This is a genomic window from Lysinibacillus sp. BNK-21, from assembly GCF_048684915.1.
Taxonomy (GTDB): Bacteria; Bacillota; Bacilli; order Bacillales_A; family Planococcaceae; genus Lysinibacillus; species Lysinibacillus capsici.
Window position 1 is genome coordinate 2,143,484 of record NZ_JBLQTS010000001.1, and the last position, 19,196, is coordinate 2,162,679.

Below are 19,196 nucleotides of genomic sequence, written 5' to 3' on the forward strand. Positions count from 1 at the left end.
TTTAATCTCTCCTACCCTTCATCATTAGATGAGGGTCCAATAAACGATGCAATATATCTGTACATAAATTGGCAAGCACATAGATAACCGCAATAATTAACACATAGCATTGTACAACTGGATAATCCCTGTTCATAATGGATTCTATTAAGTACCTGCCGAGTCCGGGCCAGCTAAAAACCTGCTCCACAATCACGGCTCCACCTAAAAGATTGCCAAGGGTCATGCCTAGCAAGGAAGTCAAGGGAATAGCAGCATTTCGCAAAACATGACGGATAAGAATCACGGAGCTTTTTAATCCTCTTAGCCGTGCATATTGAACATATTGCTGCTGTAATTCTTCTAGGATGGTTGAACGGATAAGCTGAACGAATAATCCAATTGTTGGTAACGCCAGTGCGAAGGCGGGTAAAACTAAATGAGCAGGTGTGCCCTTCCCGTTTGTCGGAAAGAGTCCTAATTTTAAGCTAAATAAATAGAGTAATAGGAAACCTAACCAAAAGGCTGGAATCGACACACTCAATATGCTAAAGAATCGTATGATTTTATCGATGATGGTGTGCTTATACAATGCGCTTATTACTCCGAATGGAATACTTAGCCCTAAAATGAGGATAAACGCAGCAATAGCTAATTCAATGGTTGCGGGTAATTTCACGAATAGTTCATGTGCCACAGGTAATTTACTAACAAAAGATGTTCCAAAATCTAGCTGGATTATGCCCTTTCCCCATAGCAAATATTGAAGAAAAAACGACTTGTCCGTTCCCAGTTCCTCACGTAATGCCTGAATGGCTTCCTCTGTTGGCGCAACCCTTGCCAAACGTAGTATGACTTCAGCAGGCTCTACAGGAACAAAACGAATAAATACAAAGGTTAGGATGGAAACGCCTAATAAGACAAAGGGCAATGTTAAAATTCTTTTTAAACAAAAGATCCATGTTGATTCATACATGCTGTCACTTCCTACTCAATCCTATGATAAAGAGAGAGCTGTCTCTGCTAGACACACTCTCTCCTCCACTTTTATTTTTCTTTAGCCATTTGTGCATAAGGTATATCATATTCAGATGCACGTGGTGCAAAATCCTTTAGAGATGGTTGATAAATCACATTATTTGTTTCGTAAGAAATAGGGTAAAAGAGTGCCTGGTCATGAAACATCGTTAAAATATTCGTGTAAAGCTGCACGCGTTCCTGTTCATCTGTTCCTACTAATAATTGGTGAATTTTCGTATCGATTTCTTTGGCGTTTGCTAGGCCTAATTTCGCCTCGTACACACCACTAGCATTTGGTGTAGCTGATTCATTTGCAAAGCTATGTGGATCTGTAGGTGGTCCATTGGTACGCCAGAAATTAATATCCACCTGGTCATCCATCAATTTTTGAAGACCGACCATTACATCTGCCCCTTCTAAATTCAACTGAACGCCAATTTTTGCGAGTTCACCTTGCATTAATTCTGCCATTGGTTTTTGAATTGCATCAGATGCAATGTAAATCAAATCTAAAGACAACAGCTGTCCGTTTTTTGAACGAATTTTTTCACCCTTAGGTAATAACCACCCTGCCTCATCTAGCAATTGTTGGGCTTTTTCTGGATTGTATACAATAGGTGCTAAATCTATATTGGCATAAGGAATCGCATCCCAGAACAATGTGTTCGCTACTTTTTCCGTACCATGTGTAATACTGTCGACCATTTGTTCCTTATTAATAGCATATTGAATGGCTTGACGTACCTTTAGCTCAGATAATGGACCAGATTGTGTATTGAATAGCAGTGCTTTCGTAGATAAAGGCTCAGAGGTAGTAGTTTTGTATTTGCCACTGTCTTTTAAATACGTATAGTTATCTAAACTAATAATGCCACGCCCATAAATTAAATCTAATTCTTCGTTTTCAAATGCTAATGAAATAGATTCTGAGTCAGGAATAATTTTTACTTTTATTTGTTCAACTAGTGGTTTTTCTCCCCAATAGTTTTCATTGCGACTAAATAATGCATATTCGTCCTTTTTGTATTCAGTTAATACCCAAGGGCCTGTTCCAATCGGTGCTTTGATAGAATCTTGCGTCATATCATCCTTTGGGAATCCGTTATCCCCTAAAAAACGGAAAGGTCTGACGAAGGCAAGTTCGTTTAAGACTGGATAATAAGGCTCATCCAATTGCAGACGAATTGTAAAATCATCTACTTTTACAACCTCTTTCATGTGGTTAACCATGCCCATCCAAGAATGCATGTCTCGATTCGCTAAAACGGCGTCAAAGTTACGAATGACATTATCTGCATTAAATGCAGTGCCGTCTGAATATTTCACGTCTTTTCTTAGATGGAAAGTATACGAAGTTTTATCCTCAGAGATGTCCCAGCTTTCGGCGAGCTTAGGCGTAACAGTACCATCATCATTGTATTCCACCAAGGATTCATAAACCATTGCTTGGGCAGTCATTTGATTCGGTAAATATGTATGAGGATTCAATGGACCGACATCTAATGGCCAGCCAATCGTTATTATTTTTTCATCTGTTTGGTTTGCTGAGGTCTTTTCCTTTTCTTCATCCGTGCCTGTACAGCCAGCAAGTAAACTGAACGTCAGGACAAGCAGGAAAGGAAGTAAATACTTTGTCAATCTCATTTTCTGTCTCCTATCTCTATTCGTAGTACAAATACATCTACTTGTTGAAGAAGAGAAGGCATAAAAAAACCTTATTCTAAGAAAGAATAAGGACAGAAAAACCCACGATGAGCAAGTCTCCATCCATCTCCCTATCTTTCGTAGATCATCAATGAATCTTCTTACAAGCAGGCATTCTGGCTCATGAATCATCATTTTGTTTCACCTTCCCAAGTACTCACTCAGTGGTATTTGAAACAAAACTCCTCATTTACAGCTGCGGGACAGCATGGGATTTTCACCCATTTTCCTTTTAATTGAATGAAAGACGATTTCACTCAAACTTGTAATGATTGCTATGAAATTAGTAATAAACATAACATGCTCGCATGTTCACGTCAATTTTACTTTCTGAAGATAATATATATATCGACGTAAGATAAAAAGACTAGGGATTTACCCTAGTCTTCGTTATTGGAGAGTAGATGTAGTAGATTAAAAATCATTTCGTTAGCTTGATGTAGATTGTTGTACAGCTTGACGCAACGTTTTAGTAGCAGCAACCATATTCGCTAAAGCTGCAACGGTTTCATCTTCTTTTCTCGTTTTTAAGCCACAATCTGGATTCACCCAGAATTGATAACGGTCCAGCACCTGTAGACTATCTTTCATAATAGCGAGCATTTCATCCTCGCTTGGTACACGAGGGCTATGAATATCATAGACGCCTAAGCCAATTCCTTTTTTATAGGGCTGTACTTGTAGTGAGGTAATAAGTTCCCCATGACTTCGTGATGTTTCTATGGAAATCACATCTGCATCTAGTGCGCTAATTGGTTCGATGAAATCATTAAACTCACAGTAACACATATGTGTATGGATTTGTGTTTCATCTTTGACACTAGATGTCGCAAGCTTAAAGGAATTGACAGCCCACTCTAAGTAAGCCCCCCATTCCTCCTTTCTAAGCGGTAAACCTTCTCTTAACGCTGGCTCGTCCACTTGAATAATTGATATACCTGCGTTTTCTAGTGCTTCCACCTCTTTACGGAGTGCTAATGCAATTTGATAAGCGACATCTTTACGGGACAAATCATCTCGCACAAAGGACCAATTTAATATTGTTACTGGCCCTGTCAGCATGCCTTTTACAAATCGCTTCGTTAGGCTTTGGGCATAGGCGGATTCTTTTACGGTAATTGGTGAAGCCCATGCAACATCTCCATAAATGATCGGAGGCTTCACACAGCGTGATCCATATGAAACAACCCACGCTTTCTTTGTAAAGGCAAAGCCAGTCAGCTTTTCACCGAAATATTCAACCATATCTGTACGCTCAAATTCACCATGAACAAGTACATCGATATCTAATTCCTCTTGTATGGAGATCCAGCGCTTTGTTTCGTCTTCTAAAAATGTTTCATAGGCTTCATTCGATAATTGTTTCTTTCGCCACGCATTACGATTTCTTTTCACTTCATCTGATTGCGGGAAGCTACCGATTGTAGTTGTTGGAAACAGCGGTAATCCTAAGGCTTGTTGTTGGATCGTTTGTCGCTTCGTAAAATTACTGTGTCGTTCAAAATCTTGCTTTGTCACAGTTTGAACGGCTTGATGAATTAACTTATTTTGGCGGATTGGATGTTTTTTTAGAGCCTCAATCGCCTTCATACTTTCTGAAAAATTATGTTGTAAGGAACCATCTTTATCTCGTCTATATTTAGTCAGCCCCGTGATTTCTATGATTTTCTCATCTGCGAAGGCCAGAGACTGCTTTAAAACAGGGTCAAGTTCATTTTCAAGAGAGGTTGTGATTGGAACGTGCTGTAGGTTACTTGATGGTTGAATCCATAGTTCAGCAGCATGACTTAGCTGTTCAATGGCTTGAATCGTCGCATTGACTTCCGCCAGGTTTGAACGCCAAATATCACGGCCATTCACTACCCCTATTCCTAATACTTTATCCTGCGGGAAACCAAATTGACGAAGTGACGCCATATTTCCTTTATAGCCATGAACAAAGTCCAAACCGAATCCTTGAACAGGCAATGTACTTAATGCTTCATAGGCACTTAAAGCTTCGAAATAAGTCTGTAGCATTATTTTAGCCTCAGGAACGGCAGTGGCTAACTGGTCATACATTTCTTTCACCAGCTTTATCTCTGCTGGATCAAGTGTTAAGACGAGGGATGGCTCTTCTAGCTGAATCCAAGTGGCACCTGCATCCACTAATTCTTTTAATACCTGCGTATAGAGTGGTAATAAAGCTAATAAGTACTCAACCTGTGTTAATTTGTTGTAGCCTTTCGTTAACTTATAAAATGTATAGGGACCAATTAGTGTCGGCTTCGCAATGATACCGAAAGTTTCCTTCGCCTCTAAAAAGTCGGCTAACACTTTATTTTCTGTTAGTTGTAAGGCTTGTCCCTCATACTCTGGAACAATGTAGTGATAATTTGTATTAAACCATTTTGTCATTTCACTAGCTACGGCTGTTTTGTCTCCTCTTGCTACACTGAAGTAGGTATGAAAATCGACTTTACCACCTTGCCAGTTAAAGCGCTTTGGAACTAAACCAAACATCAAAGCTGTATCTAACATTCTATCGTAAAACGTAAAGTCGCCAACTGTCACCATATCGATTCCAAGTTGCAGCTGCTTGTTTATTCTTGATAAACGGATTTTCTTTAATTTTTCCTCAAAGTCCTCCTCAGAAAGTTCATTGCGCCAAAATGCTTCTAGTGCTTTTTTCCATTCGCGTTCCTCCCCTATATAGGGATAACCGATCAATGTACTTGTATAGTTCATGTTTTTAAGCTCCTTTTTTAGAAAAAATAAAAAGCCATTCTCCTATTAGGAAAATGGCTGCATGTTAAAATTAATAATGCTAAAACAATACGAAAAAGTATCTACTTTCGCATAAACGTTATCGCACAGTGCCTATTTGGTCACTTTTCACCACCTATTTCCACGTAGGTATTTGGTGTGTACTAGAAATTGGCAGGTCTCCTGGCTTTCCATCAACACGCCTCACAGCCTTCCCAGTTTCCCCAGTGGCATTTGTGATTTGCTCCGAATTACAGTTGCGGGACAGCGTCGGATTTGCACCGACTTCCCTTTTAAGCCAAACTTTCATTTGGCACCAAGTCTTACACAATATTCAATTATGCTCCTACTATAGCACATATTTCAGAATAGTAGAAATTATTTTTCAACTATTATATAAATTATTTCTATAAATATTATAGGAATTGTTGTATAGTACTAAATGAAAATAAGGTTACATTGTATTCTGTAAAAAAATTTGTTACTATAAAAAGACAATTATGAGAGGACTGATGAATGGACAATGAAGAACTAAACTATATTTTTATTTGAATTGAATGATTTCAAACACAAAATATAGGGTTAGTCTATCCATTTTTAACTATCAGTTTGCATTTTATTTGTCATGACACAAATGGCAAATCGCATTTATTCAGAGAAAGACTAATCCTTCCAATGTACAATTGGAGGGTTTTTTTCTTGCTTTCATAGTTGATTTTGTACCTTTCATTTACCCATAAAGGAGAGGAAAAAATATGAGCGATTCAGAAACTATTGTAACGCATGTAACACTCCGTATAAGTCGTTAATATCCATCTGCTTATACGGAGAAATGAACCATAGATGGATAGACCGACTTTGTATGAAAAGTAAACTGTTGCAATACAAAGGAGGAATTATCATGTCCATGATACAAGTACAAAACCTAACTTTTTCTTATCCAAGCAGCTTTGACAATATTTTTGAGAATGTCAACTTTCAAATCGATACGGATTGGAAACTTGGATTTATCGGTAGAAACGGACGAGGTAAAACAACATTCTTTCAGTTGTTATTAGGAAATTATGAGTATAGCGGAAAAATCATCTCTTCTGTAGACTTCACTTATTTCCCCTATCCAGTTTCTGATCCAAATAAATATACCCATGAAATATTTGAGGAAATTTGTCCTCAGGCAGAAGATTGGGAATGTCTACGTGAAATAGCTTACCTACATGTAGATGCGGAGGTCATGTATCGTCCTTTTAAAACATTATCCAATGGCGAACAAACAAAGGTGCTGCTTGCTGCGTTGTTTTTGACAGAGGGTCAATTTTTATTAATTGATGAACCAACCAATCACCTAGACACGGATGCAAGAAAGACGGTTTCCGATTATCTTCGCAGGAAAAAAGGATTTATTTTAATTTCACATGACAGAAGCTTTTTAGATGGCTGTGTTGACCATATCCTATCGATTAATAGAGCCAATATTGACGTTCAAAGTGGAAATTATTCTTCTTGGAAGTTAAATTTTGATCGTCAGCAGGAACACGAAGAAGTAACCAATCAACGACTGCAAAAAGATATCGACCGATTAAAACAATCCTCAAAGCGTTCGTCAGGTTGGTCTAATCAAGTGGAAGCCTCCAAAAACGGCACAACCAATTCAGGTTCCAAACTGGACAAAGGCTTTGTTGGACATAAAGCAGCCAAGATGATGAAACGAGCGAAGAACCTGGAATCCAGACAACAAAGAGCTATTGAGGAAAAATCAAAACTGCTAAAAAATGTTGAAAAAACCGAGTCATTGAAAGTAGAGCCATTGGCATATCCATCAAAAGAAATGGTTGTTGTCACGGATGTATCGATTCGGTACGATGACCATATCGTGAATAAGCCTATTAGCTTCAAAGTGGCACAAGGGGATCGAGTTGTTTTAGATGGCAAAAATGGAAGCGGAAAAAGTAGTATGTTAAAACTTATTCTAGGTAATCCCATCCAACATACAGGCTCGATAAAGTTAGCTTCAGGTCTAGTCATTTCCTATGTTCAGCAGGATACATCCCATTTAAAGGGATTGCTATCGGAATTTATTGAAGAGCATGGTATTGATGAGACGTTATTTAAATCAATCCTGCGCAAGATGGATTTTGAGCGTATTCAATTTGAGAAGGATATCTCTCATTATTCTGGTGGGCAAAAGAAAAAGCTGCTGATTGCTAAAAGCTTGTGTGAGAAGGCTCATTTATATATTTGGGATGAACCACTCAATTTTATTGATATCTATTCACGCATGCAGATTGAAGAGCTCATAAAAAGCTCTCATCTCACAATGGTGATTGTTGAGCATGATCAGGCATTTCAACAAACTGTAGCAACGAAAACGATAGCGATGTCATAAAGAGAAGAATCCATTTATGGATTCTTCCTTTTTAATGATATTGAAACCAATGGATCCATTTAGAATTTGTCTCTTTTACGATATATAGCTCACCTAGTGATGCACTTTGCGCTGGCAGTAATCTTGGAAACCTTAATCGAACAAACCAGGAGTGATTAGCCACATTTTCTCCACAGAAGTTCACCGCCATTTTATAGTAATTCTCCTCCATGCCAGTTAATATGGGCATGGGCTTTATCACCTCAATTTGCCACTCCTGATAATCAGGGCTTGAGCCATATACTTTTGGAATGATGTCAGCTAATGCTTGACTAAGCTCGTCTTTGTCTTTCTCCGTTGTTCTCATCAATACATCTGGATTTGGACATTTTAAGCCTTCAGGTTCTGACCCCGAAGTAGCTGTTGGAAATAACAAAAGCATACATAAAAAGGGCAGTATTATTTTTCCCATTGTTCAATTCCCTTTCTTTAAAAATGCTCGATAATTTGCTGTGATTGGTGCACTCTATAAAGTATCATCCTGCAGAAAGGTCACTATTCCATGAAAAAATTTGCTTATGTTTTAATGTTTATCTTCACTATGTTCATTCTGCCATGTAAGATTTATGCGCAAAGTGAACAAGCTGATGAGCAACTAATCAGGGACACATTCATTACAATCCTTAATCCATTTATCGAAAAGGAAATTGATCATTACTATGGCTATCCTAAGCAGTATGGCTTGTATGATGTGAAAATTTTAAAAATTGTCAAAGAAAGTCAGTTTAGCTTTAAAGTTAGCGTGGAAGTTACGACCTTTGAGCATGCGCATTCCCCACCCTACAGTAAGGAAATCATTACGTTTGAAGTCAGTCCAACTGGTGTCAGCACACTTCGCTATATACATGAGGCAGATGATGTAGAAAAGGCAATAAACGCATTCTATAGGGCAACACTGTTAGATATACAGCAGAGTTTTAAACTGGACTTAGCATCGTATACTTCCTACCGATACGATCAATTGCAATATCAAGCTGAAATTAATAATGATATGAAATCCCTTGCTATGATTGCAGAGGAAATAGTGACCCATATTTTATTTCCTGAGCGAAAGATTCCCTACAAAAATGTCATAGACCCTGTCACTTTTATTAAGGGTAATATAGGTTATATGCTCTTTAAAAGGGCGGATGGTACAAATGTAAGCTATCAGTTGCAAAAGAAAGACGGCACATGGATCGTAAAAGATAAAAAAAGTAAGCCAGGTAAGAAAATGGAGGATCTGTTACCATGGTATATATAGAAAAATGAAGCCAACTGATTCCATCAGTTAGGCTTCATTCTTTAAGAGCGTTTGCATCATACTTTTTATAATTCCCATGTGAAAATTTTCATGGTTCATATGAAAGACAACCATATCACCTAATGTTTTCATACCTAAAAAAGGTTCTTTAAGCGGTTCATGTAGATGTCCTGCACAAGCTTGTTCAATAAGAATTGGTTGTTCCTCTAGGAGCATAATGATTTGATCCATTGTTGGCGGTTGCTCAGTCCAGTCATCTGGTTTACTGCCACTAGGAAACATTACATGATAGGATAGGGGCAAATGCCTTTCTTGTGTAACAGCTGGAAAAACGGTATGATCCCAACCAACTAATAGATGACCAGCATTCCAACGAATATTGTTATGATGTCCAGCGGGTATCTGATCAGCAATATTCTCAGGGATCGTACGTAGAAATTCAACAGTCCAATTACGCCACATTTTCATTTGCATAAATAATTGCGCTTCGTTCATATACTAGCTCCCTTTCTACACGTTTTCAGTTATATTCGATATCAATTTATAGTAAATTACGGTTGCTTCTAATTCTCTATCTGGTGAAATAGTATATTGCGGAATTTTCCCTACTTCTTGGTAGTCTAATGATTTATATAATTTATTGGAAGGATCCCCTTCTCTCGTATCTAAAACTAGCAAGGAACGGTTTTCTTGTTTTGCTCGTTCCTCTGCTTGTTGCATCAGCGCTCGTCCAATACCGTTGCGTCTAAAGTTGGGATGTGTCATTAACTTGCAAATTTCAGCACGATGAATGCCATTTGGTTTGCTAGTTAAATGCAATTGAATACTACCTGCAATTTCATTATTTATTTTCGCAATGAACAGTAAGACATCTGACGCTAAGACAGATTGCCAATATTTTATCGCTTGTTCTTGTGTGAGTGGAGGTAAAAAACCTACGGATGCTCCTTCATCTACGACCATAATCAATAATTCAGTAAGCTTCTCCAAATCTTGCTCAATATGGTGAAGCTCAATTATTTCAATCTTTTGCATGCCGAAAGCATCTCCTTTTTATAAAATTATTACCTACTATTAAAACAGAAATTACTTTTCCGAAATCGTTTCTAAACGTTGAGTAAGAACTCGTTGTATTTTCTATAAAATTTTTCTGGCACAGGGAGATCAATTTCAGCTAATTTTGCCTCTATAGATTCAAAGAATTTTATACATTCTTGTTTCCTATTTTGTTGAATTAAGAATTCTAACAATTGAAACATATACTGTTCATTGTATTCGTCTAGCTCTAAAAGCTTTTGTAGGCAATTATACTTTAATAAAGTGTGGGCAACGTCTGTACGTGCAATATACTGTTCAAGCACATGTAATACAGATTGCTTTAAGCGGAGCCTGATTTGATTAACCCATAAATACTCCTCATCTATTAAAAAATCACCCTCATAGCAATTCAATAACTGCTGAATGGATTTCTCATCATGTTGATCCTGCTCCAATAGTTGATTCAGCTCATCATAATCAGTTTGAATTTCCGCATTTAATTTATAGTGATTATTGACCAAGAGTATGGGATCTTGAATACCATTGTCCTTTAATATCTTTCTTAAATGATAAATAGTTGTATGTAAATTACTAGCTGCCTTTTCAAAGTTCAAATCTGGCCACAATTCCTCTAAAAGAACTGCATTTAACATAGGCCGTTTTTGGTGAAATAGTAAATATAAAAATAGTTCACGTACTTTTCTTGTTCGCCACTTAATCACATTATGTTGAACATCCAGTAGATAAAAGCTGCCTAATGTATGCGCATATAATGAGTTTTTCTTCTCATCCCTCGGCGCCACCGTCACGACCATTTTTTTCTGTGCTTTTGTTAACGCATTAATCAGTCGTTTTTCCTGTACTGGCTTTAATAAATAATCTGTTGCCTCAACTTCAAAAGCCTCCACGGCAAATTGTGTATGAGCTGTAACAAAAATGATTTGTAAGGATGGTTGCTTGTGTAGGAGCTGCTTTGCAAGTTGCATACCGTGTGTGTCAATCATTTCAATATCTAAAAACACTACATCAATTATTTCTTTTTCAAGAAACTGGAGGGCCTCAGTTGAATTTGTAAATGTTCCCTTAATGTTAATCTGAAATTGGGCAAGTTGTTTAACCATAATAGATAAAACATCAATGGCCAATTTTTCATCATCAACGATCATTATATTCATGTGACACCACCCTCTGGTAATAAAATGACAATTGTTGTTCCCTTTCCTTCTTCGCTGTAAATTCGTAAACTAGCATTTTTTATTAATTTAAATTTCTTTAATGGATTCATAAAGCCAATTCTTGTACTTTCTTCATTTAGCAATTGGTGCAATTTTTCTTCTGAAATTCCTACACCATTATCATAGATTTTAATTCTTACAAATTGTCCCTCTCTCTGTAGGCTTAATTCTACGGTCCCTCCCTCTACTTTCTTAGAGATCCCATGGAACACTGCGTTTTCAATTAAAGGTTGAATGGACAATGCAGGGATTCCTAATTGTATCGATTCGTCAATATCATATTTAATACGTAAACGATCTCCAAAGCGCATTTTTTCAATTGATAAATAGGCTTTTACAAGCTCCATCTCCTCATCAATGGGGACAATGCTATTTCGATAATGAACATTCAGTTTTGCACGGAAATAAGTGGCTAAACAATAAAGAGCTTCACGTGTGTTTTCCATATCTGTATAACTTAAACCAATAATCGTATTAAGTGTGTTATATACAAAATGTGGTGTGACCTGTGAATATAAATAGTTCATTTCTACTTCGATTGCATCGATTGATGATTGTCGAACAGCCAATAAAGATTCAATACGAATAAAAAGTTCATCGGTAGAAATCGGCTTTTGTAGATAATCATTCGCCCCTACTTTTAACGTTTGCAGTAAGTCAGATTGCTTCATAACTGTAGTTAAGATAATTATTGGTAGTTCCAGCATATCATATTGTTTACGTACACGTTTACATAACTCATAACCTGACATCCCATTCATCATTAGGTCGATTAACATACAATCTACATGATTGGTTTTAATATAATCGATCGCATCAAAGCCGTTATCTAAGGCGATCACTGTATATCCCTTTAAACTTAGTGCTTCCGTTAAAGTTTTTATATTGACATGGTTGTCATCTACCACCAGTATTTTTTTATCGCTTCCTTTATAAATAAGGGGCAGTCGAAGCTGTATTTCTGTATCTGTATGTGATGTAATGGTAGCTTGTTCATTACTTACGTTTTCTAGTGTTGAGAGGGGCATTGTAAATGTAAATGTTGTCCCTTCCCCTACAGTGCTTGTCACATAAATGTTACCATTTAATTTTTCAACAATATTTTTAGTGATACTTAGTCCCAAACCTAGCCCTTCTTTATTATGATGATTGTTTCCTTGATAAAAGGCGTTAAAAATACGATCTAATTCTTGTGTCGGAATTCCACAGCCTGTATCACTTACTTGGATGACCATCTGCTCCTGTTCAACATGCGCAGTGACTGTGATTGTTCCATTTTGTGTAAATTTAATAGCATTATGCAGCAAATTATATAAAATTTGTTTAAAGCGTAATTCATCCGTGTAGATCTTTGGCAAATCTAAGTTTATCTCTGCTGTTACCCTTACTTGACTATTTTTGGGCATAAGACTACGAATTTCGGCTACTACCTCATGTATAACAGATAGAGATACACTGCGTAGACTAATCCTTACTTCTCCTGTCATTTGATTAGAAGAAAACAATAAATCTTCTACTAAATGACCTATGCGCTGTGTAACGCTGTGAATTAGAATAACTTGCTCCTGTTGAGATCGTTTTAAAGGTCCTTGAGCACCTTCCATTAAGGATCTGGATATATTTAATATTCCGTTTAGGGGGGCACGGAGTTCATGCGAAGTTTTCAGAAGAAATTCATTCTTCATTTGATTATGTTCAAGCAATTCCTCTGACAATGCTGCTATTTTTAAAACAGCTTGATTGGCACGATAATTTAATAATGAGGCAAAGCCAAATAATATTAGTAAAAATAACATAAATTCTGTATAGTCAAAAGGCATCCCAAATAAAAAGTTACAAATGAGTAAAATAGAATAACAACTAATCGCTGTAATAACTATTAGCACATAACGCACAGCCTCTAAACGTTTTAGCATGACCTTTATAAGCAACCATATATTATAGAAAATAACTGGAGCCGTGACACTGATATAGATTATTTTTCTCATAATCATTTCAAATTCTGAGGAGGCCCTTTCATTTTTTGTAAAGGGATTATAGATACCGTACATAACAAACACGATACCAAGTAATATGGCAAGCGTGTATAAAATTTTTCTTTCTAGTAATTGTGGATACATCGCATTTATAAAAAATGTTAAAGCAAGCAATGCGAGTGGAATGATTCCTAATTGCAGACGTATTTGATTGACCGTCGATAGATCAGTAAATAACAGAAAAAACACTTTTTGATTGATAAACGACATATAAAATCCTAATGAAATAGTAAAAAGACCAAAGAATAACTCTTCCTTACGCTTGCGATTCTGTAAAAATGTAAAGACATAGATCGCACCAACTATAATATGACCTATACTCACTACTATATCTAAAAAAACTTTCCAGTGATAATGCTTTTGAATAGCCTTCATTGTACCAAATTCAATAGGATAAACAATTCCAGCCTGAGGATAATTGTAATTTGCAACATGGATGACAATGTCTAGTCTTTTATTGACACTAGGAGAAAAAACGGTATATTTATCATCATTTTCAGATGCATATGCGCTTAAAACAGTACTTGGATTTCCTTTAGCCCCCACCTCAACGCCATTAATGAATACACGACTAGCTTGACGAATGGTTCGAATATATAGGCCGTAAACTCCATCTGATGGTACTTCTATGTTGACGTGATAGGTTCCCACCGAAAGCCCCTCTTCATTTGGCTCTACATATGCTTGCCAATTAAAGGGTACATTTAAATTCAGTTTTTTATGTTGATAGCTATCAAAATTTTCCCCCAAAGAAATTAATACATTTGGATAAAAGGCCCATTCTCCTTCTAGCTTTACAAGCTTTAATAATTGCTCTTCCTCTAATTTTCCTACACCTTTATGTATAATTTTTGGCTGATTAGTGGAGAAATAATGCCAATTACCAATAAAAAAAACAATCACAAAAAGCATGATTATACTTACAATAATTATGATATTTTTTTTCATTTTCGTGCCCCCAAAGATCGATCATTTATGATGTATCTTTACATCATATTGCTCACTGTTTTTACAATCAACCCCTTTTGAGATAGTAGCATACTGTGTTTGAACAAAATCTAAACAAGCAATAATAATACCTTTCTTGATGTTTTGTTTGTTGTTATTTTAAAAAAATGATTGTGAGCGGATTAAAAAATTTTATTAGCCTCTGGAAACATGTGAAGTGAATTGTTTTCAATAAATTACTATTGTCTAAATAGACTTTCCACATTATTGAAGGAAAATATTAATCATTAAAATTTTTCTAAAAAAATGTTATTATCAGAAAGTATTTTGATTGATGGAGGATTTTGATGAAGGTTGATTTTGAAGAGTTATTAAATGGTGTTTTTTCATCTTTACAAACTATTGATGGAGTAAAATCCGTGAATTCCATTCTTGAAGTACTAAAGGATCGAATTATTTTCCCTGAGATTACCACTCTAATATTGAACACTAGGTTTGAACTGGTTTATTTATTTAACGAGCAGAAAGTAGTGTTTAAAACATTAAAAGAAGTATTGATTGATTCAAATTATATAGAAGAAATTAATTTAATCAATCAACATTGTCATTCAATTGAAAGTATTCTAAATGACTTTGTTCACACAGATACACTTAAAAATTATTCTTTAAGTCTCCTTTCCTTTAAATATAAGGAGAAAATTCCGAATAGTTAATATTGTGATGGTGAAAACGTCCAAAAAATGGAGTGTGGCAAGTGTTTTTTCTCCAAACTCCATTTTCCAGACGCTAGACCTAGTATTTCTGTTGATATAAAATGGTTTGGGCAATTCCGATAAAATATTCGGATTCTACAATGATATGATTTAATACAACTTTAGCTGTAGGATTTGCGCTTATCGGTTGACTTTCTTGCATAAGCGTTCGGCAAAACTGGATAAATTGATCACTCTGTTGCAAACAGAAGGAAGTAAGCTGTAAAATATCCTGAAACAGAGCTGGAGAAACTTGTCCCTGGGAACGATTGACGGTTTCTATATATCTTACAACTTGCTGATGTGTTTGAGCAAAAGCTTTTTCCCATTCCTTTAACGCATCGACATATTGCTGCTCCAAATCTTTCACAAGCTCTCTTATTACTACTGTATGCTCCTCTTCTTGATGTTTCCAAAATTCAGCTTCATCTAATACACGTAATGGCATTTGATGGCCATAGTAAAATTGCATAAAAATCCCCTCCCACTTATCTCTATTATGTATATACAAGAAATGTGGAAATAGAACTTTGAAAGAGATTCACGTCATAGTAGAACTTTTAAACCAAGCATTGTTTAATAGCTTAATGCCTGTGTCAATCTCATCTTCCGCTAGATTAGCAAATCCAAGTAATACCTTTGCAGGCTGAACAACCAAGGGATTTGCATAAAAAATAGATGTTGGGTAGACCTTAACACCAGCCATTTTTGCTGTATCAATCAATTCCTCTTCAGTCATCTTATTATTTGGTTCAAGTAAAATATGTAAGCCACTGCTGGCTCCATAAATTTTCCCATTTTCCCCGAACGTTTGTTGAATGGACTTTAGTAATGTCTCATATCTTCGCTTATAACTATTTCGTGTTTTATTCAAGTGTCTCTCCCAATGCCCACTCTCTATAAATAGCTGTAACGTATGCTGATGGAGTCTAGACCCAGTTTGAACATAGTAATTGTTTTGATGAAATAAACCCATTAATTTTCTAGGTAATATCATATAGCTTAGCTTAATGGCTGGAATCAAAGATTTTGAAAAGGTGCCCATATAGATGACGCGATCACTTGAATCTAATCCCTGTAGTGCAGGAATTGGTTTTCCAGCATATCGAAATTCCCCATCATAATCATCCTCAATGATATAAGCATCTTCTTCCTTAGCCCACTCTAGTAATGCTAATCTTCTTGAGATAGGCATAACCGTTCCAAGGGGAAATTGATGGGAGGGTGTGACATAAACAGCCTTGATGTTATTGTTTCTTAACGGATCGATATGAATACCATGCTCGTCAAGTGGGATTGGTTTCACCTTTATACCATTATCTTTAAACAAGTAACGAACGCGATAATAACCTGGATCTTCCATAGCAAAAAGCTCATTCCGTCCAATTAGGTTACATACGATACCAAGAAGAAACTGCAAGCCTGCTCCTATAACGATTTGCTCTGCACTGCATTGCACCCCTCTTGATTCATAAAGATAGCTTGCCATATAATTTCTTAATTCCAGCTCTCCCTGTGGATCTCCATATAAAAGGAGTTGAGCCTGTTCTTCATCAAGGCTCTGCATTGATAATTTACGCCATATTTTAAAGGGAAAATCTTTTAAATTAATATCTCCATAATTAAAATCGTACTTAATTGCTGGTCGTTCTTGTTTCTGCTGAGTCGCTAATTGTGGTTCAAAATGATGAGGGCCTCCTTGAAAATAACCTTTTTCAAGATCAACCACATATAGTCCATCTCGCTCTTTACTTATCACATAGCCCTCTGCAAGGAGCTGCTGATAAGCTGCATCTACAGTGTTGCGACTAATCTGTAAATGTTTAGCTAGACTACGCTGAGACGGCAATTTGCTTTGAGCCCTTATCTTTCCATTTTGAATTTCTGCTTTTATATAGTTATATAATTGAAGGTAAAGTGGTTCCTCATTATTCAGGTTTGGTGTCATTTCGAGCATGATTCTTGGCTCCTTTAGAAATAGCGTTGTTGGCACTTTTATGAGGTGCCAGTGATTGATTATAATAAAATCTACATCGTTGAGCAGAAAATGTAAATACGTGCCTACATAATTATTTGTTTATTCGAAAAACTCACGATGATTTTATGTATAAGGAGAGGTTTCCATGTATGTTCCTAAGTATTACAAAGTATCGGATTTAGAAGAAATCAAAGAATTTATTCAACATAATTCCTTTGCAACAATCGTTTCAATTCGAAAAGGTAAGCCTATTGCAGCCCATATACCCGTGTTGCTGAAAAAAATCGAGGATGACTTTTATCTGACAGGTCACTTAGCCTATGGTAACCCTTTATGGAAGACCTTTGAGGAAGTACAAGACATTCTCGTGATATTTAATGGTCCACATGCCTATATCTCTTCTTCGTGGTATGAGCATGAAAATGTGCCAACCTGGAATTATCAAGCTGTCCATGTATATGGAAAGGCAAGTCTGATTGAAGGAATAGCTTTAGAACAAGATTTGACTAGCTTACTTGAAAAATATGAGTCATTCCGTGAAAATCCTGTGTTGTGGGATAAACTATCTCCTGAGCTTTTGCAGCAAGAAATGAAAGGAATAAAAGGGTTTAAAATAAAGGTTGAAGAAGTGCAGGCAGCCTATAAATTAAGTCAAAATCGAAATGCTAGTGATTACGCCAACATAATAAAGGAACTTTATAAAGAGGAAAATCCACATGCTGATGCGTTAGCTGAGGCGATGAAGAAAAATAGAAGCCATTAAAATAGCAGGCAGAAATGTTGTGAATCAACGTTTCTGCCATAAAATTTAGGCAAGTGTTTTCGTCATGATAAGATCAATTTGTTCTTCATCACCCATATAAAATGAATGGGCGCCTGTTTGGACAAAGCCTATTTTCTGATAAAAACCGATGGCACTGTCATTTTTCTCCCAAACCCCTAGCCAAATGCTTTTTTTGTTTTGAGCCACAGCCTCCTCTATTGCTTTATTCATAAGGTATTTGCCAAGCCCTTTTCCTTGATATTGATGTCGAACATAAATTCTCTCCACCTCTAATGACTCATCCCCCATTAGTTCGGATTGTGCTTCGTTGACATTTACTTTTAAATAACCAGCTATTTCTTCCTCATAATAGATAAAATAGAATGCTGAATCCAAATTGGCCAATTCCTTCTCTAGCTGTTGCTTATGAAAGGCACGCTCTAAATAAGCCTTCATATTTTCAGGGGAGTTCTGGTCTTTAAATGTATCATTAAATGTTTCAATACTTATTGCTTGAAGCTGTTTTAAATCTGCGTGCTCACACTTCTCTAATTTAACAGACATTGATTCCACTCCTTTGTTGTAAACTCTTTCTGGATTTTATATTGCAAATGCAATAAAAAGAGTATATAGTCAATTTAACGCAATTTTGTTGTATTTGCAATAAAAATAGTAGGAGGAGGTCTTTTTGTTGAAATATGTCTTTTATGTAGTGGGCATTTTAATTTTAACGCTAGGTATTTCGCTCACGATTCAATCTAAACTCGGCACATCACCTTTCGATGCGCTTCTAGTAGGATTATCTAAAAATGTGGGGCTAACTGTAGGTAGTTGGGAAATCATCTTAGCTCTCCTATTAATAGGTAGTAATTCCCTATTAGCTAGACAAAGACCTGAAATTTTAGGGTTGGTTACTGCATTGATCACTGGCATAGGGATTGATATGTGGTTATTTTTATTACATGATATAGTATCCCCAGATCTTTGGTTTAGCCAAGCTGTCTGTTTTACCACTGGATTAGTTGTGGTTGGGTTAGGAACGGCAACTTATTTACATACAAATTTTGCACCAATTCCTGTAGATCGACTTACTTTGATCATCAAAGAATTAACAAGAAAAACGGTTTTCTTCTCAAGAACCCTTATTTATATTTTATTTTTAATGTTAGCTATCATTTTTAATGGCCCCATCGGTGTCGGGACATTATTAACAGTTTGCTTAGGTGGTTATATCCTCCATTTTTTTATGCCGATAACTGGAAGAATACTAGATAATATACTGAACAACTCCTAAAATATAAAACCAGATTCTCGTTCAAGAATGAGCTCTGGT

Annotated in this window: 16 protein-coding genes and 2 riboswitches; of the genes, 5 read left to right on the forward strand and 11 right to left on the reverse strand. The window is 36.3% G+C overall.

Annotated features, from left to right (window positions below; genetic code table 11):
- Position 1 precedes the first annotated feature (1 nt).
- The 3 genes from nikB to metE form a co-directional block, all read right to left on the reverse strand.
- Positions 2-955, reverse strand: a complete 954-nt coding sequence (nikB, locus tag ACMGGO_RS10930; RefSeq protein WP_115673607.1) for a nickel ABC transporter permease — start codon at positions 953-955, stop codon at positions 2-4.
- Between the two features lie 71 nt (positions 956-1,026).
- A complete protein-coding gene (nikA, locus tag ACMGGO_RS10935) occupies positions 1,027-2,643 on the reverse strand; it encodes a nickel ABC transporter substrate-binding protein (protein ID WP_374805543.1) in 1,617 nt (538 codons plus the stop codon).
- Between the two features lie 148 nt (positions 2,644-2,791).
- A riboswitch (cobalamin riboswitch) is annotated at positions 2,792-2,985 on the reverse strand.
- Between the two features lie 147 nt (positions 2,986-3,132).
- On the reverse strand, positions 3,133-5,430 hold the full coding sequence (metE, locus tag ACMGGO_RS10940; protein WP_279495054.1) for a 5-methyltetrahydropteroyltriglutamate--homocysteine S-methyltransferase: 2,298 nt from the start codon (positions 5,428-5,430) through the stop codon (positions 3,133-3,135).
- A 173-nt stretch (positions 5,431-5,603) separates the two neighbouring features.
- A riboswitch (cobalamin riboswitch) is annotated at positions 5,604-5,784 on the reverse strand.
- Positions 5,785-6,349: 565 nt separating this feature from the next.
- Between metE and ACMGGO_RS10945 the strand changes: the two genes are divergently transcribed.
- On the forward strand, positions 6,350-7,831 hold the full coding sequence (locus ACMGGO_RS10945) for an Lsa family ABC-F type ribosomal protection protein (RefSeq protein WP_048392759.1): 1,482 nt from the start codon (positions 6,350-6,352) through the stop codon (positions 7,829-7,831).
- 31 nt (positions 7,832-7,862) lie between these two features.
- Here ACMGGO_RS10945 and ACMGGO_RS10950 read toward each other — a convergent pair whose 3' ends face one another.
- A complete protein-coding gene (locus ACMGGO_RS10950) occupies positions 7,863-8,282 on the reverse strand; it encodes a hypothetical protein (RefSeq protein WP_345803567.1) in 420 nt (139 codons plus the stop codon).
- 90 nt (positions 8,283-8,372) lie between these two features.
- Here ACMGGO_RS10950 and ACMGGO_RS10955 point away from each other — a divergent pair, with 90 nt between their 5' ends.
- Complete coding sequence (locus ACMGGO_RS10955) at positions 8,373-9,113, forward strand: DUF3888 domain-containing protein (RefSeq protein ID WP_279495052.1); 741 nt, start codon at positions 8,373-8,375, stop codon at positions 9,111-9,113.
- Positions 9,114-9,140: 27 nt separating this feature from the next.
- Here the strand turns inward: ACMGGO_RS10955 and ACMGGO_RS10960 are convergent, their stop codons facing one another.
- The 4 genes from ACMGGO_RS10960 to ACMGGO_RS10975 form a co-directional block, all read right to left on the reverse strand.
- Positions 9,141-9,608, reverse strand: a complete 468-nt coding sequence (locus tag ACMGGO_RS10960) for a DinB family protein (RefSeq protein WP_054550158.1) — start codon at positions 9,606-9,608, stop codon at positions 9,141-9,143.
- Between the two features lie 15 nt (positions 9,609-9,623).
- Positions 9,624-10,148: a GNAT family N-acetyltransferase gene (locus ACMGGO_RS10965; protein ID WP_279495049.1), complete on the reverse strand. Its 525-nt coding sequence runs from the start codon at positions 10,146-10,148 to the stop codon at positions 9,624-9,626.
- A 71-nt stretch (positions 10,149-10,219) separates the two neighbouring features.
- The gene (locus ACMGGO_RS10970; RefSeq protein WP_054550156.1) at positions 10,220-11,326 is read right to left on the reverse strand and encodes a response regulator; all 1,107 of its coding nucleotides are present in this window, start codon (positions 11,324-11,326) and stop codon (positions 10,220-10,222) included.
- On the reverse strand, positions 11,323-14,370 hold the full coding sequence (locus ACMGGO_RS10975) for an ATP-binding protein (protein WP_420281899.1): 3,048 nt from the start codon (positions 14,368-14,370) through the stop codon (positions 11,323-11,325). Before ACMGGO_RS10975 ends, ACMGGO_RS10970 begins: the two co-directional genes overlap by 4 nt.
- A 347-nt stretch (positions 14,371-14,717) precedes the next feature.
- On the opposite strand from ACMGGO_RS10975, the gene ACMGGO_RS10980 reads away from it, so the two are divergent.
- A complete protein-coding gene (locus tag ACMGGO_RS10980; protein ID WP_048392769.1) occupies positions 14,718-15,083 on the forward strand; it encodes a hypothetical protein in 366 nt (121 codons plus the stop codon).
- A 79-nt stretch (positions 15,084-15,162) separates the two neighbouring features.
- On the opposite strand, the gene ACMGGO_RS10985 is transcribed toward ACMGGO_RS10980, so the two are convergent.
- Positions 15,163-15,594, reverse strand: a complete 432-nt coding sequence (locus tag ACMGGO_RS10985; RefSeq protein ID WP_066036753.1) for a DUF2935 domain-containing protein — start codon at positions 15,592-15,594, stop codon at positions 15,163-15,165.
- Between the two features lie 69 nt (positions 15,595-15,663).
- Positions 15,664-17,079: a PLP-dependent aminotransferase family protein gene (locus ACMGGO_RS10990; protein WP_279495045.1), complete on the reverse strand. Its 1,416-nt coding sequence runs from the start codon at positions 17,077-17,079 to the stop codon at positions 15,664-15,666.
- 166 nt (positions 17,080-17,245) lie between these two features.
- On the opposite strand from ACMGGO_RS10990, the gene ACMGGO_RS10995 reads away from it, so the two are divergent.
- Positions 17,246-17,863, forward strand: coding sequence for an FMN-binding negative transcriptional regulator (locus ACMGGO_RS10995; protein ID WP_279495044.1), 618 nt, complete (start codon positions 17,246-17,248; stop codon positions 17,861-17,863).
- A 45-nt stretch (positions 17,864-17,908) separates the two neighbouring features.
- Here ACMGGO_RS10995 and ACMGGO_RS11000 read toward each other — a convergent pair whose 3' ends face one another.
- Entirely contained in the window at positions 17,909-18,427 is a 519-nt protein-coding gene (locus ACMGGO_RS11000) for a GNAT family N-acetyltransferase (RefSeq protein ID WP_054550151.1), read from the reverse strand.
- 127 nt (positions 18,428-18,554) lie between these two features.
- Here ACMGGO_RS11000 and ACMGGO_RS11005 point away from each other — a divergent pair, with 127 nt between their 5' ends.
- The gene (locus ACMGGO_RS11005; protein ID WP_131520219.1) at positions 18,555-19,157 is read left to right on the forward strand and encodes a YczE/YyaS/YitT family protein; all 603 of its coding nucleotides are present in this window, start codon (positions 18,555-18,557) and stop codon (positions 19,155-19,157) included.
- Positions 19,158-19,196: the final 39 nt, after the last annotated feature.

Bases quoted from the DNA above. Each gene is read 5' to 3' on its own strand.
- ACMGGO_RS10995 (WP_279495044.1), top strand. From the start codon at position 17,246: ATGTATGTTCCTAAGTATTACAAAGTATCGGATTTAGAAGAAATCAAA.
- ACMGGO_RS10965 (WP_279495049.1), bottom strand. From the start codon at position 10,148: ATGCAAAAGATTGAAATAATTGAGCTTCACCATATTGAGCAAGATTTG.
- ACMGGO_RS10970 (WP_054550156.1), bottom strand. From the start codon at position 11,326: ATGAATATAATGATCGTTGATGATGAAAAATTGGCCATTGATGTTTTA.
- ACMGGO_RS10960 (WP_054550158.1), bottom strand. From the start codon at position 9,608: ATGAACGAAGCGCAATTATTTATGCAAATGAAAATGTGGCGTAATTGG.
- ACMGGO_RS10985 (WP_066036753.1), bottom strand. From the start codon at position 15,594: ATGCAATTTTACTATGGCCATCAAATGCCATTACGTGTATTAGATGAA.
- nikB (WP_115673607.1), bottom strand. From the start codon at position 955: ATGTATGAATCAACATGGATCTTTTGTTTAAAAAGAATTTTAACATTG.
- ACMGGO_RS10990 (WP_279495045.1), bottom strand. From the start codon at position 17,079: ATGCTCGAAATGACACCAAACCTGAATAATGAGGAACCACTTTACCTT.
- ACMGGO_RS11000 (WP_054550151.1), bottom strand. From the start codon at position 18,427: ATGTCTGTTAAATTAGAGAAGTGTGAGCACGCAGATTTAAAACAGCTT.
- ACMGGO_RS10945 (WP_048392759.1), top strand. From the start codon at position 6,350: ATGTCCATGATACAAGTACAAAACCTAACTTTTTCTTATCCAAGCAGC.
- ACMGGO_RS10950 (WP_345803567.1), bottom strand. From the start codon at position 8,282: ATGGGAAAAATAATACTGCCCTTTTTATGTATGCTTTTGTTATTTCCA.
- ACMGGO_RS10980 (WP_048392769.1), top strand. From the start codon at position 14,718: ATGAAGGTTGATTTTGAAGAGTTATTAAATGGTGTTTTTTCATCTTTA.
- ACMGGO_RS10975 (WP_420281899.1), bottom strand. From the start codon at position 14,370: ATGAAAAAAAATATCATAATTATTGTAAGTATAATCATGCTTTTTGTG.
- ACMGGO_RS10955 (WP_279495052.1), top strand. From the start codon at position 8,373: ATGAAAAAATTTGCTTATGTTTTAATGTTTATCTTCACTATGTTCATT.
- nikA (WP_374805543.1), bottom strand. From the start codon at position 2,643: ATGAGATTGACAAAGTATTTACTTCCTTTCCTGCTTGTCCTGACGTTC.
- metE (WP_279495054.1), bottom strand. From the start codon at position 5,430: ATGAACTATACAAGTACATTGATCGGTTATCCCTATATAGGGGAGGAA.